Genomic DNA, 15472 nt, shown 5'->3' with positions numbered 1-15472 from the left:
GGAGTCAGACATGCCTCTCACCAAGCCTTGGCGCAGCCGTGCCCTCACCGCCGCGCTGCTCGCCGCCGTGCTGACCACCGGCACGGCCTGCGGTGACGACGCTGCGGGCCCGAGCGCCGGCGGCTCGATAAAGATCGGCCTGCTCGCGTCGCTGTCCGGCACGTACCAGGCGGTCGGCACGGAGATCCGTGACGGCTTCCAGCTCTACCTGGACACCCACGACGGCAAGCTCGGCGGTCGGCAGGTCGACCTCGTCGTCGCCGACGAGGGCAACGGCGCCCAGACCGCGGTCCCGGCGGCGACCAAGCTGCTCAAGCAGGACCGCGTGTCCGCGCTCACCGGCATCGTCGGCGGTGGCTCGGTCGCCGGAGTCACCCCGCTGCTCAACGAGACCAAGGTGCCACTGGTCGGCTCCAACGGCCGGCCGGAGCTCAAGGACGTCTCCCGGGTCTGGCACACCTCGTACCTCTCCGACGAGCCCGGGGCGGCGATCGCCCAGCACGTCCGCGACAACGTGAAGGGTTCCGTGTACGCGATCGGCCCGGACTACCAGGGCGGTTGGGACGAGCTGCGCGGTTTCACCGACGCGTTCGCAAAGATCGGCGGGAAGCTCGCGAACCCCGACGGCAAGACCACCTTCACGCCGTTCCCGGCCACCACCAACTTCCTCCCGTACTTCGCCCGGATCAAGGCCTCCGGCGCGGCGGCCGTCTACACCTTCTACGCCGGCAGCGCCGCCGTCGACTTCGTCAAGCAGTACGCCCAGTCCGAGATCAAGGACGTCCCGCTGTACGCGGCCGGGTTCCTCACCGAGGGCGGTGTGCTCAACGCGCAGGGCGAGGCGGCCCGGGACATCTACTCGGTGCTCAACTACTCGCCCGACCTCGACAACGCGGAGAATCGCGCCTTCGTGGCCGCGTGGAAGGCGAAGCACGACGGTTCCCCGACGACCTACGCCCTCGCCTCGTATGACGCGGCGGCGGTGCTGGACCGCGCCATCGGCGCCGCCGGAAGCGACCCGACCCCCGAGGCCATCAACACGGCCATCGGCCAACTCGGCCAGATCGCCAGCCCGCGCGGCACCTGGCAGTTCTCCACCACCACGCACTCCCCGGTGCAGAAGTGGTACCTGCGGCAGGTCCGTCAGGATGGCCGGGCGCTGTCCAACACCGTCGTGGGCGACCTCGCGACCGTCGGCCGGTGATAGCGGTGGCGGCCGGCACGAACCGGATCGACCCGTACCTGATCCCGGCGTTGGACGGAGTCGCCTACGGGCTGCTCGTCTTCGTCGCCGCATCGGGCCTGGTCTTCTGTTTCGGTGTCGCCAACATCCTCAACCTGGCGCACGGCCTGCTCTACGCTATCGGCGGGTACACGGCGGCGGCGCTGCTCGACGGTGGCTGGGTGAGCCTGGCGTTGGCGTTGGGGGTCGGTGTGCTGGCCGCCGCCGCGGCGGGGGTGCTCCTGGCTGGCCTGCTCACACCGATCGCCACCGGCAATCACCTGAGTCAGGCGTTGCTGACCTTCGGGGTGGCGTTGGCCGGCGGCAGCCTGCTCGTCGCCGGCTTCGGGCCCGACGACCCGCAGGTCCAGGTGCCCGCCGCCCTGGAGGGGTCGGTGGTCGTCGCCGGCCACCGCTACGCCGCGTACCGGTTGGTGTTCATCGTCGTCGCCGCGGTGCTCGCCGCCGCGCTCTACCTGGTGGTGCGACGCACCAGGGCCGGAATGCTGGTCCGGGCGGCCGTCGACGACCCGGAGATGGTCGCCTGCCTGGGGGTGAGCCCGGCGTGGATCCGCGCCGGTGTGCTCGCCGCCGCCGGCGCGCTGGCCGGCGCGGCCGGGGTCCTCGGCGCGCCCATCATCGGCCCGGGCACGGACACCGCCGACACCGTGCTGCTGCTCTCCCTGGTGGTCGTCGTCCTCGGCGGTCTCGGTTCCATGGCGGGCACGCTGCTGGCCGCGCTCGCGATCGGCGAGATCCAGACGCTGGGGGTGGCGCTGATGCCGTCCGCCGCGCCGTTCCTGCTGTTCGCCGCCATGGCGGCGGTGTTGGCCGTACGGGCGCGCGGCCTGGCCGGCAGGTGGAGCGCGGCATGAGGAGCGGGGTGATCCGTCGAGCGCGGGCCGGCATCGCGGCGCTCGTCCTGGCCGGCCTGGTCGTCGCGCCCTGGGTGGTCGACGACTACACCACGGCGATCCTCGCCCGGACGCTGGCGCTGGCCCTGGTCGGGGTGAGCGTGGCCCTGCTCACCGGCGTCGCCGGCATGCCCACCCTCGGTCAGACCGCACCGTACGCGGCCGGCGCCTACGCCTGTGCCGTGGTCGGCAGCCGAATCTCCGACGTCGGTGTCGTGCAGCTCGTCGTCGCGGCGGGCGCCGGGGCGCTGCTGGCCGCGATCACCGTGCCGCTCGTCGTGCACGCCCGAGGGGTGATCGTCCTGATGATCACCCTGGCCATCGGCGAACTCGTCGTCATCGTCCTCGGGCGGTGGCGATCGGTGACCGGCGGCACGGACGGGTTGGCCGGCATCCCCGCGGTCCGCCCGTTCTGGGGGCTCCCGGCCCTGGCCAACGATCAGGCCCGGTACCTGTACGCCCTGGTCGTGGTGGCCACGCTGATCGGCGCGGTGCTGCTGCTGTTGCGCACCCGGGCCGGGCTGGTGCTGCGTGCCGGCCGCGACGACGAGACGCGGCTGCGCGCCAGCGGCCACCGGGTGCCGCTGCACCTGTCCGGCGCGCACATCGCGGCCGGGGCGATAGCCGGTGCGGCAGGGTCGCTGCTGGTCGTCGCCCAGCAGTACATCTCCCCCGCCGATTTCGGCTTCGACACCTCCGCCCTGTTGCTGCTCGGTGTCGTCATCGGTGGCACCGCCTCGGTGGGCGGCGCGCTGGTGGGCGCGGCGCTGGTCATCGCCGCCCGGGACTGGCTGTTCGGGGTGCTGCCGGGGCACGCGCCGCTGGTGCTGGGCGCACTGTTCGTGGCGACGGTCTACCTGCTGCCCACCGGCGTCAACCAGGCTCGGGGCCGGCTGCGCCCGGCGCAGGCCCCGGCGCCCCAACCCGCCGCCGCCGAGCAGGCCACCGTCGCGGAGGTACGCCGATGACCTACCTGCTCACCGCCCACGAGGTCAGCGTGCGGTACGGCTCGCTCGCCGCGCTCGACGGTGTCGACCTGTGCATCCACGACGGCCAACGGCACGCGCTGATCGGCCCGAACGGGGCCGGCAAGACGACCCTGCTCAACGTCATCGGCGGGTCCACGCGGCCGCAGCGCGGCACGGTGCGGTTCAACGGACGCGACGTCGGTCGGCTCGGGCCGGCGGCCCGGGCCCGACGGGGCATCAACCGCATCCACCAACGACCCGCGGTCTTCCCGACGCTCACCGCGACGGAGAACGTCCTGGTGGCCGCGCTGCCCCGGGTCGTCCCGCGCCGCCGGTGGTGGCCGGGCGGACGCCGACGCGCCGCGCAGCAGAAGGCGGGCCCGCTACTGGATCAGATGGGTCTCGCCGACGTCGCGCAGATGCCCGCCGGGCACCTTTCGCACGGCCAACGACGCCAGCTGGAGATCGCGATGGCCCTGGCCGGCCGCCCCCGTCTGCTGCTCCTCGACGAACCGGCGGCCGGGTTGTCCGCCATCGAGGTCGGCCGGCTCGTCGAGGTGCTCCACGCGCTGCCCCGGGCGGTCGCCGTGCTGCTGGTCGAACACCGACTCGACCTGGTGTACGCCCTCTCCGACACGGTCACGGTGCTGCGCGACGGTCAGACGTTGGCCGCCGGCACGCCGGACGAGATTCGTACCTCGCCGCTGGTGCGGCAGGCCTACGCCGACGGGGTGGCCTGATGCTCACTGTGGATCGTCTCTGCGCCGGCTACGCCGGGGGAACCGTCCTGCACGAGGTCAGCCTGCGGGTACGCCCGGGCAGCATCCAGGCCGTGGTGGGCCGCAACGGGGCGGGCAAGAGCACGCTCGTGCACACCATCGCCGGGCTGGTACGCGCGTCCAGTGGTCGCATCGAAATCGGCGGCGTGCACCTCGCCGGCCGACAACCGCACCGCATCGCCCAGTCCGGCGTCGGCCTCGTACCGCAGGGCCGACGGGTCTTCTCCCGGTTGACAGTGGCCGAGCACCTGCACCTGGCGGCCGCGCCGTGGCGGGCCCCCACCTCGGGCGGCGAGGGCTGGACGGTCGCCCGGACCCTCGAACTGCTGCCGAGGCTGGCGGTGCGGCTGCGGCACCGCGGTTGCGAACTCTCCGGCGGCGAACAGCAGATGCTGGCGATAGCCCGGGCGCTGCTCGGCCAACCCCGGGTGCTGCTGCTCGACGAACCGTGCGAGGGCCTCTCGCCCGACCTGGCGGCGCGGGTCCGCGAACTCGTCAACGGTCTCGCCGCCGACGGCCTGACCGTGCTGCTCGTGGAGCAGCAACTCCAGCACGCGATCGAGGTCGCGGACCGGGTGGCGGTGCTGGAGTACGGCCGGGTGGTCTACGACCGGCCGACCGCGGAGGCCCGCCGCGACCCGGCCCCACTGGCGGCGATGGTGAGCGTCGCCGCCGTACCGCCGCCTCCGGCCAACCGACCGGCTCCCCGGCTCTGGGCCGACACCCCGTAGTCACCCGACCCTTCTCGGAGAGGTAGACACCGATGGCAACCGCTACCAGCGACGACACGTACACGTTCGACAACGGCGCACCGGACGCCGTCCCCCAGATGCACGCGCTGGAGTCCTTCCTGGACCCGATCACGACCCGCCGCCTGGCCCGCCCGGTGCTGCGATCGGGCGCGACCTGCTGGGAGGTCGGGGCGGGAGGCGGCTCGATGGCCCGGCGGATCGCCCGCGCGGTCGGCGACGACGGTCATGTGCTGGCCACCGACATCGACCCCACCCACCTCGTGGCCGAGGGCAACGTGCAGGTACGCCGACACGACGTCCGCAGCGAACCGCCACCCGGGGACGCGTTCGACCTGATCCACGCCCGGCTGGTGCTGCTGCACCTGCCCGATCGACGGCGGGTCCTGCGTACGCTCACCGGCGCGCTGGCGCCCGGCGGGTGGCTGGTGGTCGAGGAGTTCGACTGCACCACGCCGCCCCGGGTGCTGACCGCGCCGAGCGACGACGCCGCGAAGCTCTTCGGGCAGGTCATGGACGCCATGATGGGTGTCCTGGAGGACCACGGCGCCGACCTGGGGTGGGCGCAGGACGTGCACACCGAGATGGCCCTCGCCGGTCTGACCGACCTGGACACCATCACCCACTCGCAGAGCTGGGCCGGTGGGTCGACCGGGGCCTCGCTCTACGAGACCAACTCACGTCAGTTGGAACCGGACCTACTGGCGGCCGGTCTGTCGCCCCACCAACTGAACGCGTTCCGGCGGCTGGTCCGTGACCCCGGGTTCGCCGTCATGTCGTACCACTTCGTCTCCACGCGGGGCCGCCTACCGAGCTGAGCAGGTGGACGACCGCGAGGGAGCCCGGCCGGTCTGCGCCGGACTCGTCGAGGGCGCGGGCCGACCGACGCCCGGTGGTCACCTCGGGACGTGGAAGCGCAGGTGCGTGACGTGGGGTGATTCGATCACCGCGACGCGTTCGAGTTCGATGTGGCCCGTGTCGAGGTCGCCGGTGCCGAGATTGTCGAAGAGGCGGGTGCCCGCGCCAAGGAGCACCGGTACGAGTTGGAGGTGGATCTCGTCGACCAGGCCGGCCTTGACGAACTGTCGAGCGGTGGTGGGCCCGCCCATGATGAGGACATCGCGGTCGCCCGCCGCCTGTCGCGCCTGGCGCAGGGCGCTGCCCAGCCCGTCGTTGACGAACGTGAAGACGCCGCTCTTCATCGGCATCGGGTCACGCCGCTCGTGGGTGACCACGAAGCACGGCACCGGGAACGGCGTGTCCTGCCACAGGTCCACACCGACGTCGAACGTCCGTTTGCCGATCACCACGGCGCCGGTCGTCGCCTGACGCTCCCGTACCTGGGCGGCGTCGACGCCAACCGGGGTCACCCCGTCGGCGGCCACCGCACGATCCCCGTCGGTGCGGAACAGCCACTCGTGCAGCCGCTCGCCGCCCCTGCCCATCGGTTGGTCGGCGGTGACGTCCGGGCCGGCGGCGAAACCGTCCACCGACACGCTCATGCTCACCACTGTGCGGCCCATCGGTCCTCCTCGTCGTACATCCGGGTCGTGCCGCGCGGGCGGCAGCGCCGCGAGTGCGGCGTGCGGGCAGCGCCGCCGCACGCGTCGTGCGGGAACAGTAAGTCCCTGCCGGTCCGGCGGTAAGGTCCAGTTTCGTGCTCATTCGCTGGACCGATTGAGCTGCCTCCGCCGAGGCAGCGCCCGTGTCAGCCGGTGTCGGTGGCGTGTCAGGGCGGTGTCAACGAGCTCACGCAGACTCGCCGCATGACAGCTGACCTGGTGATCGAGGCCGAGGGCCTCGTGAAGACGTTCGGGAAGACGAGGGCGCTTCAGGGCGTGGACCTCGCCGTCCCCCGTGGGACGGTGCTCGGGGTGCTCGGCCCCAACGGCGCCGGCAAGACCACCGCCGTACGCATCCTCTCCACCCTGCTCACCCCGGACGGCGGAACCGCCCGAATCGGCGGTTTCGACGTGGTACGCGACGCCGAGCGGGTTCGGCAGAGCATCGGGCTCACCGGCCAGTACGCCTCGGTGGACGAGGACCTGACCGGGCGGCAGAACCTGGAGCTGTTCGGCACGCTGCTGGAGCTGGGGCGCATCGGCGCCCGGCGACGGGCGGTCGAGCTGCTCGACTGGTTCGACCTGACCGACGCCGCGAACCGACCGGCCAAGACCTACTCCGGCGGCATGCGGCGAAGGCTGGACCTGGCCGCCAGCCTGGTCGGCTCCCCCGACGTGATCTTCCTGGACGAGCCGACGACCGGGCTCGACCCGGCCAAGCGCGAAGACATGTGGGACGTGGTCCGCTCGTTGGTCAACAACGGCTCGACGGTGCTGCTCACCACGCAGTACCTGGAGGAGGCCGACGCGCTCGCCGACGCGATCACGGTGATCGACCACGGTCGGGTGATCGCGCACGACACTCCGGACGGGCTCAAGCGGGTGGTCGGCGGGCAGACCCTGGAGGTCCGGCCGTCCGACCCGGCGCAGTTGCCCCGCACCGCGGAGATCCTGACCCAGGTCGGCTCCGGCGCGCAGGCCGACGAGATCCGCAAGGGTGTGCTCGCGGTGCCGGTCGTCGACGACGCGGCCCTGACCGAGAGCGTCGCCCGGTTCGCCACGGCCGGCATCGCGGTCACCGAACTCTCCCTGCACCTGCCGAGCCTCGACGAGGTGTTCTTCACCCTCACCGGGCGTACGGCATCCGACGACGACACCACCCGCCCCACGGAGGTCGCGGCATGAGCACCCTGATCGACACAGCGCCCACGAAAGGCCGTACGCTCGCGGGCTCCGTGCCGAATCCGCGGCCGTTGCGGCTGGTCCGGCACTCGTTGGCGCTCGCCAAGCGCAGCCTCATCAAGACGTGGCGTACGCCGGAGGCGCTGATCGACGTCACCCTGCAACCGGTGCTGTTCCTGATCATCTTCGTGTACATCTTCGGCGGCGCGGTGGCCGGATCGACCCACGACTACCTGCAGTTCCTGCTGCCCGGCATCCTGGCGCAGACCATCGCGACCGGCTGCATCGCGATCGGCATCAACCTCAACACCGACATCGCCAAGGGCATCTTCGACCGGTTCCGGTCGTTGCCGATCCCCCGGTCCGCACCACTGGTCGGTGCGGTCCTGGGCGACGTCGTCCGGTACGTCATCGTCACGGTGTCGACCCTCGCGATCGGCTACGTGATGGGTTTCCGGATCGACACCGACCCGTTCCGGGCGGTCGCCGGGTGTCTGCTCGCGGTGCTGTTCGCGCTCTGCCTGAGTTGGCTGCCGGTGCTCGTGGCGATGAAGGTGCGGACCCCGGGTGCCGTGCAGGGCCTGATGTTCGCGCTGATCATGCCGCTGAGCTTCGCGTCCAACGTGTTCGTCGACGCCGACACCCTGCCGGGCTGGATGCAGGCGTTCGTGGACGTCAACCCGATGACGCACCTGGTGGCGTCGGTCCGTGGCCTGTTCCTCGGCACGCCGCTCGGCAACCACGTGTGGTGGACCCTCGCCTGGTGCGCCGGCTTCGTGGCGGTGTTCATGCCGCTGGCGCTGCGGATGTACCGCAAGAAGATCTAACTCACGCGAGCAGATCGTCCATCAGCTCGCGGATCCGGCTGACGGCCGCGGCGACCGGCCGCTCACGCCAGGCGGCCAGCAACGGCTCACGCTGCTCCTCGTCCCCGAGGGCGGCGTTGAGCCGTTCGCCCTTTCCGGCGGGGAAGAACATCTCGATGTGGGTGCCGATGCGTGTCGCGAGTGCGGACAGTTGGCGGGCGGTGCCGACGTCCTCGCGGCACGCGGCGAGTTCCGCGCCGCCCGAGGCCCACGCGCCGATCACCGGAAGGTCCTTCGAGGCCAGCGCCTCGTCGCGGGCGAGCGACAGCAACGCGGCGGCCTGGCCGGCGGCCTCGGTGCCCGGCACCCGCCGCGCCTCGGCCACCCGCAGGTGGAGGACCGCCACCGCGACCCGGAGTACGACGCGCGGCTGGGGCGGTGGCCCGGTCCAGCCGGCGAGGGTGTGGGTCACCTCGTCGGCGTGGGCGAGTGCGTCGTCGTAGCGTCCACGCTGCCACGCCAGCTGGGCCAGGCCGAGGCGCGCCTGCGCGACGTCCGTCAGCTCGCCGTGGCCCGGTGTGGCGGCCTCATCCAGGCGCCGCTCGGCCTCCGGGTCACCGGCGAGGGCGAGCTGCACGTCCAGCATCACCCGGATCGACCGGGCGTCCTGCGTCGCACCGAGGAGATCCATGTGGCGGACGCTGCGCGTCAACCAGTCGGTCGAGCGGGCGTCACCGCGTGGGGCGAAGAAGTGCCCGGCGGCCTGTGCCGCCACCGCCATGCCCCAGTGGTCACCGACGGCCTCGAAGCGGTGGTACGCCTGCTCGGCGTCGACTATCGAATCCTCCGACATGCCGCTGTTCTCCCGTACCGCCGCGCGTGCGAACAGGCCGAGCCCCTGCACGTACGGGTCCGGATGCGCGATCATCTCGTCGGCGCTCTTCAGGCTGCGCTCCAGATCGGACGTGTCGAAGCCGGGCAACGCCGACGCGAGCGCGGTCAGCCGGGGCGACACCTCGGCGGGTCGCTCGGCCAGGAGCGTCCGCAGTGCCCGTCGAGCGAGCGCGGCGAGCCGCAACTCGCCACTGATGCCGGAGTTCACGCTGATCACCACGCACGTCCAGGCGAGTCGGTCGGCGTCGGGCAATGGCCGACCGCTGGCCCGGCCGAGCCTGATCGCCGACCGTTGTCGCCGCTGCGGGTGCTCGACGTTCAGCAGCCCTCGCGCCCACGCGAGGACCTCGAGATGAAGGCCCCGCACGGTCCAGAGGTGGAACAACGCGGTGGCGACGTCGACGGCGGCGGGCTCGTCGTCCTGCCCCAGTGCCCACCGCAGGGCCGCCAGCAGGTTGTCCTGCTCGGCGGCGCAGCGCTCGAGCGCCTCGACCTGGCCGGGGCCGACGAAACGGCCGGCGAGCGCGGCGGCCGCACTCCGAGCCCAACCGACGAGGCCCGCCATCGCCGTAGCCCGCTCCCCGACGGCGTCCAGGCGAGCTTCGCCGTACTCGCGGACGGTTTCGAGCATCCGGTAGCGGGGTGGCCCGTCGCCCTCGACCAGGGTCAACAGGGACTGTTCGACGAGCGTCGCAAGCCCCCGCCGTACGTCCGTCCGCTGCGCGACGGCGGCGGCGAGGTCCGCGGTGAACGGCGCGGGAATGACCGCGACCCGCTGGAGCAGGTCGCGGTCGTCCTCGGCAAGCAGTTCCCGGCTCCAGTCGACAAGCGCCCACAGGCTCGCGTGCCGCTCGGGCAGGCCGCGCAGGGCGTCATCGAGCAGCGCGAACCGGTCGGTCAGCCCGGCGAGGACGTCGTCGATCGGCATGTGCCGCAGTCGGGCGGCGGCCAGTTCGAGGGCCAGCGGCAGGTTGTCGAGGCGGTGGCACAACGCGAGCACCCGGGCGGCGTCCCAGGTCGGCACGGCGCCGCCGGCCCGTGCCCGGGACTCGACCAGCGCGAGCGCGTCGGCGTCCGGCAACGCAGTCAGCCGGTGCACCAGTTCGCCGACCAGGCCCAGTGGGGCGCGGCTCGTCGCGAGCACCGCGACCTCCGGCGAGGCCGCCGCGACCAGGTCGGCGACGACGACGGCCACCGCGTCGAGCACGTGCTCGCAGTTGTCCAGCACGATAAGCCCGTCGAGGTCCGGCGCGACCGCGCGCAGCCGCTCCTCCGGGCTGAGGACCCGTCGTTCCAGACCCAGGTTGGCGCCGGTCGCCGTGCTGTCCGCCCCACCGAGCGCGGCGAGCACCGTGGGCAGCACCTCGTCGGGCGAGCGCAGGCCAGCGAGTTCGATCACGCGTACCGCCTGACCGGCCGCCGCCGTACGCCGCGTCACCTCGGCGGCGAGCCGGGTCTTGCCCGCGCCACCGGTCGCCACGATCGTTACGACAGGTGTCTCGGCGAGGGCGTCGGTGACGGCCTCGATGTCCCGTTCCCGCCCGACGAGGGTGGCCAGCGGACGGCGCCACGCGGCCGGCAACGTGATCCGCGCCGGTGGCCGGGGCTGCGCCGCGACGGGCGGGGCGGTGAGTTCACCGCGCAGCAGCGCCAGGTGAACCTCGGTGATCACGGGTGACGGGTCGGTGCCGTACCGGTCGGCCAGATCGGCGCGCAGCCGTTCGACCACCTCGAGCGCCTCGGCTTCCCGCCCCTGGGCAGCCAGCACCCGGACGAGCAGGGCGGCGGACGGCTCGTCCGGCGGCGTACGCGCGACGAGTCGGCGCAGGTCGGCCTCGTCGAACGGGCCCACGCCGGCGAGTGCCGTCTGCGCGCGCAAAGCGGCGAGTGCCGCGAACAGGCGGGTTTCCTCGGCGTCGACCAGCTCCGGCACCTCGGGGAACAGGGCCCGCGCCTCATCGGCCAGGCTCCGGGCGGAACGGATGTCACCGCACCGGACCACGGTGCCCGCCTGGTCGACGAGCGCGCGCGCCTCGACCGCGTCGACGGTGATCTCCTCGGTGGGCAGCCGGTATCCGCCCGGCACCGCGACCACGGGTAGCCCGAGACGGCGCACTCTGGACACCAGCGCCTGGACGGCGCCGGTCGCGTCGTCCGGTGGCGCGCCGTTCCAGACGGCGTCCACGAGCAGGCTCACGGAGACCACCCGTCCCCGCGCGTCGACGAGCGCGCGGAGCACTGCCGCGAGCCGTTCACCCCGGACGGGCTGGCCGTCGACGGCGAGTGGGCCGAGGGTCGCGATGTGCACGGACCCAGCATCCCCCACGCGCGCACGGACCCGACGGCCGCCGGTCCACCAGGCTGATCACGGTCGCTTGACCGGCTTGACAGGCCATCAATTGGTTAGGTTAGCCTAACCTCATGCAGAGCGAGTTGGCGTCGGCCAACGGGGAGTGCAGCCTTTCCGGCGTCGACCTCCACTTGGGCTATCACGGCGTGCCGGTGGTGCACGCCGCCGTCATCAACCTCCGTCCAGGTGCGGTGACCGCCCTCGTGGGGCCCAACGGCAGCGGCAAGTCCACGCTGCTGCGGGCCCTGGCCCGGCTGCACCCGATCGAGGCCGGAGCGGTGCACCTCACCGACGGGGTCACGGCCACCAGCCTGGCGGCCCGGGAGTTCGCCCGTCGGGTCACCCTGCTCGCGCAGAGCCGGCCGGTCCCCAGCGGGGTCACCGTCCGCGACGTCGTCGGCTACGGCCGGCACCCCTACCGGGGGCGCTGGCGCACCGAGGATCCGGACGGTCCCGCCGCCATCGCCCGCGCCATGGACGTCACCGGCGTCGCCGCGATGGCCGAGCGTCCGGTCGACGAACTCTCCGGCGGCGAGTTGCAGCGGGTGTGGTTGGCCACCTGCCTGGCCCAGGACACCCCGGTGCTGCTCCTCGACGAACCCACCACCTTCCTCGATCTGCGCTACCAGGTGGAGATCCTCGACCTGGTCCGTGACCTCGCCGACGACCACGGCGTCGCCGTCGGTGTCGTCCTGCACGACCTCAACCAGGCTGCCGCCGTGGCGGACGAGGTGGTCCTGCTGCACCAGGGCAGGGTCCGCGCCACCGGCACCCCGGCCACGGTGTTCACCGAGGAAGCCCTCACCGAGACCTACGGAATCCGCATCGAGGTGACCACCGATCCGATCAGCGGACTGGTCACCACCCGCCCCGTCGGGCGGCATGCGGTCCGCGCCCTGGTCTGAAACACCCCTCATCCCCAGCAAAGAAAGATCGTCATGACCCGTACCCGTTTCACCGCCCTCATCGCCGTCGTGGCCGCCCTGACACTCGGCGCCTGCGGCACCACCGAGAAGGCCGCCGCTCCCGAGACCTCCGCCTCGGCTGCCGGCGGGCCGGTCACCGTCACCGACAGCCGCGGCAAGGAGATCATCCTCAAGGCCCCGGCGACCAAGGTCGTCGGGCTCGAGTGGGGCGAGGTCGAGATGCTGGTCAGCCTGGGCGTCATGCCCGTCGGTGTGGCCGACCCGAAGGGCTACGCCACCTGGGTCACCTCCGCGAAGCTCGACCCGAGCGTCAAGGACGTCGGCGCTCGCGGCGAGCCCAGCATCGACTCGATCGTCGCCCTCCAGCCCGACCTCGTCGTGATGGAGGACGACCGGGGCGGCACCATCGTCAGTCAGCTGGAGAAGTTCGTTCCCGTCGTGGTCGCCAAGGCCAGTGACGCCACCGACAACCTCGGCCGGATGCGCGCTGACCTCAACATGATCGCGAAGGCCGTCGGCAAGACCGCGCAGGCGGAGAAGCTGCTTGCCGACTTCGACACGGCCATCGCCGACGGCAGGAAGAAGATCGCCGACGCGGGCGCCGCCGGCCAGCCGTTCGCCATCGCCGACGGCTGGAAGGAAGGCAGCACCGTCAGCATCCGGATGTTCGGCGAGGGCGCGCTCGTCTCCCAGATCGGCATCCAACTCGGCCTCACCAACGCCTGGACCGGCAAGACCGATGAGGTGTGGGGCCTCGGCCAGACCGACGTCGAGGGCATGACCGTGCTCAAGGACCCGAACATGCGTCTCTTCTACAACGCCTCCGACGGCGACGACGTGTTCGCTGACGGGCTCGCCAGCAACGCCATCTGGAAGTCGCTGCCCTTCGTGCAGAAGGGCAACCTGCACAAGATGCCCAACGGCATCTGGACCTTCGGTGGGCCGCTCTCCGGCAAGCAGTACATCGACGAACTCGTCAAGACGTACGCGGTGTGAGCGTGCTGAACGCACCCCCACGTCCGGAGCCGGCCACCCGGCCGGCTCCGGACGGGCGCCTGGCCGCACCCCGCGTCGCCGGGGTCTTCGTCGCGGCGCTCCTGCTGCTGCTCCTGGTCGGCGCGGTGCACCTCACCCAAGGCACCTCGAACGTCGGGGCCCTCGACCTGCTCCGGCTCGCGACTGGCGGCGACGACGAGACGGCCCGCGTCCTGATCGCCTCCCGGCTGCCCCGGCTGCTCGCCGGGCTGGCCATCGGCGTGGCGCTCGGGTTCGCCGGCGCGGCGTTGCAATCGATCGCCCGCAACCCGCTCGCCTCCCCCGACACCCTTGCGGTCAATGCCGGCGCCCACCTGGCGATCGCCGCCGTCGCCGCGTTCGGCGTCTCGTTGCCGGCGCTGCCCTCCGGTGGCCTCGCCTTCTGCGGCGGGCTGGCCGCCGCCGGCCTGGTGATGGCGATGTCCTCCGGTGGGCAGGCCGGCACCACCCGGCTGATCCTCGCCGGCTCGGCGACCGCGCTGGCGCTCGGGTCGGTGACCACCCTGCTGCTGCTCCTGTTCGAGCAGGCCACCATCGGGCTGTTCGCCTGGGGGAACGGCTCGCTGGTGCAGAGCGACCTGACCGCGCTGACCCAACTCGCTCCGGTGATCGTCGGTGCCGCCCTCGTGCTCGTGCTGCTCGGGCATCGCCTCGACATCCTCGCCCTCGGCGACGACACCGCCACCGTGCTCGGTCTCGACGTGCGGCGTACCCGGCTCACCGTCATGGTGCTGGCCGTGCTGCTCTCCGCCGCGGCGGTCACCCTCACCGGCCCGGTCGGCTTCGTCGGCCTTTGCGCCCCGGTGATCGTCCGGCTGCTCGCCCCCGTGGTGCCGGGGGTGCACCGGCACCGCGTCCTGCTGCCGTTGTCCGGCATCGCCGGGGTCATCATCGTGCTCGGCTCCGACGTGCTGCTGCGGGCCGTGCTCGGCGGGCAGGCCGGGGTCGACATTCCCACCGGTGTGGTCACCACCCTGTTCGGCGCGGCGATCCTCATCTGGCTGGCCCGCCGGCACCGCGACGCGGGCCCCACCCGCCGCCCGCCCGGCGGGCACGCGGCCGTCCGCTCCGCCGCCTTCCACCGCGGCGTCGTCGCCGTCACCGCCGTCGTGACCATCTCCGCCGTGACGGTCGGCATGCTCGTCGGCGACACGTGGGTGCTGCTCGGGGATGTCGTCAACTGGATCAACGGCAGCACCGGGCCCGCGTACACCTTCGTGCTGGACCAGCGGTGGCCGCGGGTCGCCGCGGCGGTCCTGGCCGGCGCGGCGCTCGCGGTCGCCGGGACCACCGTGCAGGCGGTCTGCCGCAACCCGCTGGCCGAACCCGGCATCCTCGGCATCACCGCCGGTGCCGGACTCGGCGCGGTCTCGCTGCTCACGTTCGTGCCACTGGCCGGAGTGTGGGCCGTCTCCGGCGTCGCCGGGCTCGGCGCGATGCTGGCGTTCGCGCTTGTCTACGGCCTGGCCTGGCGCGGCGGGCTGAGCTCCGACCGGCTGGTGCTGATCGGCTTCGGCGCCTGGCAGGGCGGCATGGCAGTGATCACCTTCCTGGTCGTCGCCTTCGACCCGTGGAACACCGGGAAGGCGTTGACCTGGCTCTCAGGCTCCACCTACGGCCGGATGCCCACCCAGGTGCTGCCGGTGCTGATCGCCCTGCTGGTGCTCACCCCGGCCGTGGTCGCCGCCCGCCGGGAGCTCGACCTGATGGCGCTGGACGACGACACCCCCCGGGTGCTGGGCGTCCGGTTGGAACGCACCCGGCTGATCGCGCTCGGCGCGGCGGCGCTGCTCACCTCCACCGCCGTCTCGGCCGTCGGGGTCATCGGTTTCGTCGGCCTGGTCGCTCCGCACGCCGCGCGGGCACTCGTCGGCGGGCGGCACTCCCGGGTGCTCCCGGTGGCCGCCCTGCTCGGCGCGGCGCTGGTCAGCATCGCCGACACTCTCGGCCGGACGGTCATCGCTCCGGCCCAGATCCCCGCCGGCCTGGTCACCGCCATGATCGGCACCCCGTACTTCGTCTGGTTGCTGTGGCGCTCCCGCGCCGTGGCGAGCACCACCCGGTAGACGCCGCCCGAATCGAGAG

Annotated in this window: 12 protein-coding genes and 1 pseudogene; 11 read left to right on the top strand and 2 right to left on the bottom strand. The window is 72.6% G+C overall.

Annotated features, from left to right (window positions below):
* Window positions 1-10 precede the first annotated feature (10 nt).
* The 6 genes from EV382_RS05965 to EV382_RS05940 are packed head-to-tail and all read left to right on the top strand — an operon-like array spanning window position 11 to window position 5450.
* Entirely contained in the window at window positions 11-1204 is a 1194-nt protein-coding gene (locus EV382_RS05965; RefSeq protein WP_130400604.1) for an ABC transporter substrate-binding protein, read from the top strand.
* A complete protein-coding gene (locus EV382_RS05960; RefSeq protein WP_130400603.1) occupies window positions 1201-2097 on the top strand; it encodes a branched-chain amino acid ABC transporter permease in 897 nt (298 codons plus the stop codon). Before EV382_RS05965 ends, EV382_RS05960 begins: the two co-directional genes overlap by 4 nt.
* The gene (locus EV382_RS05955) at window positions 2094-3104 is read left to right on the top strand and encodes a branched-chain amino acid ABC transporter permease (RefSeq protein ID WP_130400602.1); all 1011 of its coding nucleotides are present in this window, start codon (window positions 2094-2096) and stop codon (window positions 3102-3104) included. The genes EV382_RS05960 and EV382_RS05955 overlap by 4 nt, the downstream gene beginning before the upstream one ends.
* Entirely contained in the window at window positions 3101-3844 is a 744-nt protein-coding gene (locus tag EV382_RS05950) for an ABC transporter ATP-binding protein (protein ID WP_130400601.1), read from the top strand. Before EV382_RS05955 ends, EV382_RS05950 begins: the two co-directional genes overlap by 4 nt.
* On the top strand, window positions 3844-4614 hold the full coding sequence (locus EV382_RS05945) for an ABC transporter ATP-binding protein (protein WP_130400600.1): 771 nt from the start codon (window positions 3844-3846) through the stop codon (window positions 4612-4614). Before EV382_RS05950 ends, EV382_RS05945 begins: the two co-directional genes overlap by 1 nt.
* 32 nt (window positions 4615-4646) lie before the next feature.
* Window positions 4647-5450 carry a class I SAM-dependent methyltransferase gene (locus tag EV382_RS05940; protein WP_130400599.1) on the top strand — a complete coding sequence of 268 codons (804 nt, stop codon included), beginning with the start codon at window positions 4647-4649 and terminating at the stop codon, window positions 5448-5450.
* Between the two features lie 78 nt (window positions 5451-5528).
* Here the strand turns inward: EV382_RS05940 and EV382_RS05935 are convergent, their stop codons facing one another.
* Window positions 5529-6155: a dihydrofolate reductase family protein gene (locus EV382_RS05935; protein ID WP_130400598.1), complete on the bottom strand. Its 627-nt coding sequence runs from the start codon at window positions 6153-6155 to the stop codon at window positions 5529-5531.
* 342 nt (window positions 6156-6497) lie between these two features.
* Here EV382_RS05935 and EV382_RS05930 point away from each other — a divergent pair.
* Window positions 6498-7379: pseudogene (locus EV382_RS05930) on the top strand (ATP-binding cassette domain-containing protein); the annotation flags it as partial.
* A complete protein-coding gene (locus EV382_RS05925; RefSeq protein ID WP_130400596.1) occupies window positions 7376-8203 on the top strand; it encodes an ABC transporter permease in 828 nt (275 codons plus the stop codon). The pseudogene EV382_RS05930 and the gene EV382_RS05925, both read left to right, overlap by 4 nt.
* Before the next feature lies 1 nt (window position 8204).
* On the opposite strand, the gene EV382_RS05920 is transcribed toward EV382_RS05925, so the two are convergent.
* Entirely contained in the window at window positions 8205-11384 is a 3180-nt protein-coding gene (locus EV382_RS05920; RefSeq protein WP_130400595.1) for an ATP-binding protein, read from the bottom strand.
* Window positions 11385-11497: 113 nt separating this feature from the next.
* Between EV382_RS05920 and EV382_RS05915 the strand changes: the two genes are divergently transcribed.
* The 3 genes from EV382_RS05915 to EV382_RS05905 are packed head-to-tail and all read left to right on the top strand — an operon-like array spanning window position 11498 to window position 15453.
* Entirely contained in the window at window positions 11498-12331 is an 834-nt protein-coding gene (locus tag EV382_RS05915; protein ID WP_130400594.1) for an ABC transporter ATP-binding protein, read from the top strand.
* A 33-nt stretch (window positions 12332-12364) separates the two neighbouring features.
* Window positions 12365-13348: an ABC transporter substrate-binding protein gene (locus tag EV382_RS05910; protein WP_130400593.1), complete on the top strand. Its 984-nt coding sequence runs from the start codon at window positions 12365-12367 to the stop codon at window positions 13346-13348.
* A gap of 5 nt (window positions 13349-13353) precedes the next feature.
* Window positions 13354-15453, top strand: coding sequence for a Fe(3+)-hydroxamate ABC transporter permease FhuB (locus EV382_RS05905; protein WP_130408494.1), 2100 nt, complete (start codon window positions 13354-13356; stop codon window positions 15451-15453).
* Window positions 15454-15472: the final 19 nt, after the last annotated feature.

Origin of the sequence: Micromonospora violae (assembly GCF_004217135.1) — a bacterium.
GTDB lineage: Bacteria > Actinomycetota > Actinomycetes > Mycobacteriales > Micromonosporaceae > Micromonospora > Micromonospora violae.
This window is presented reverse-complemented; position numbering and strand designations above follow the sequence as displayed.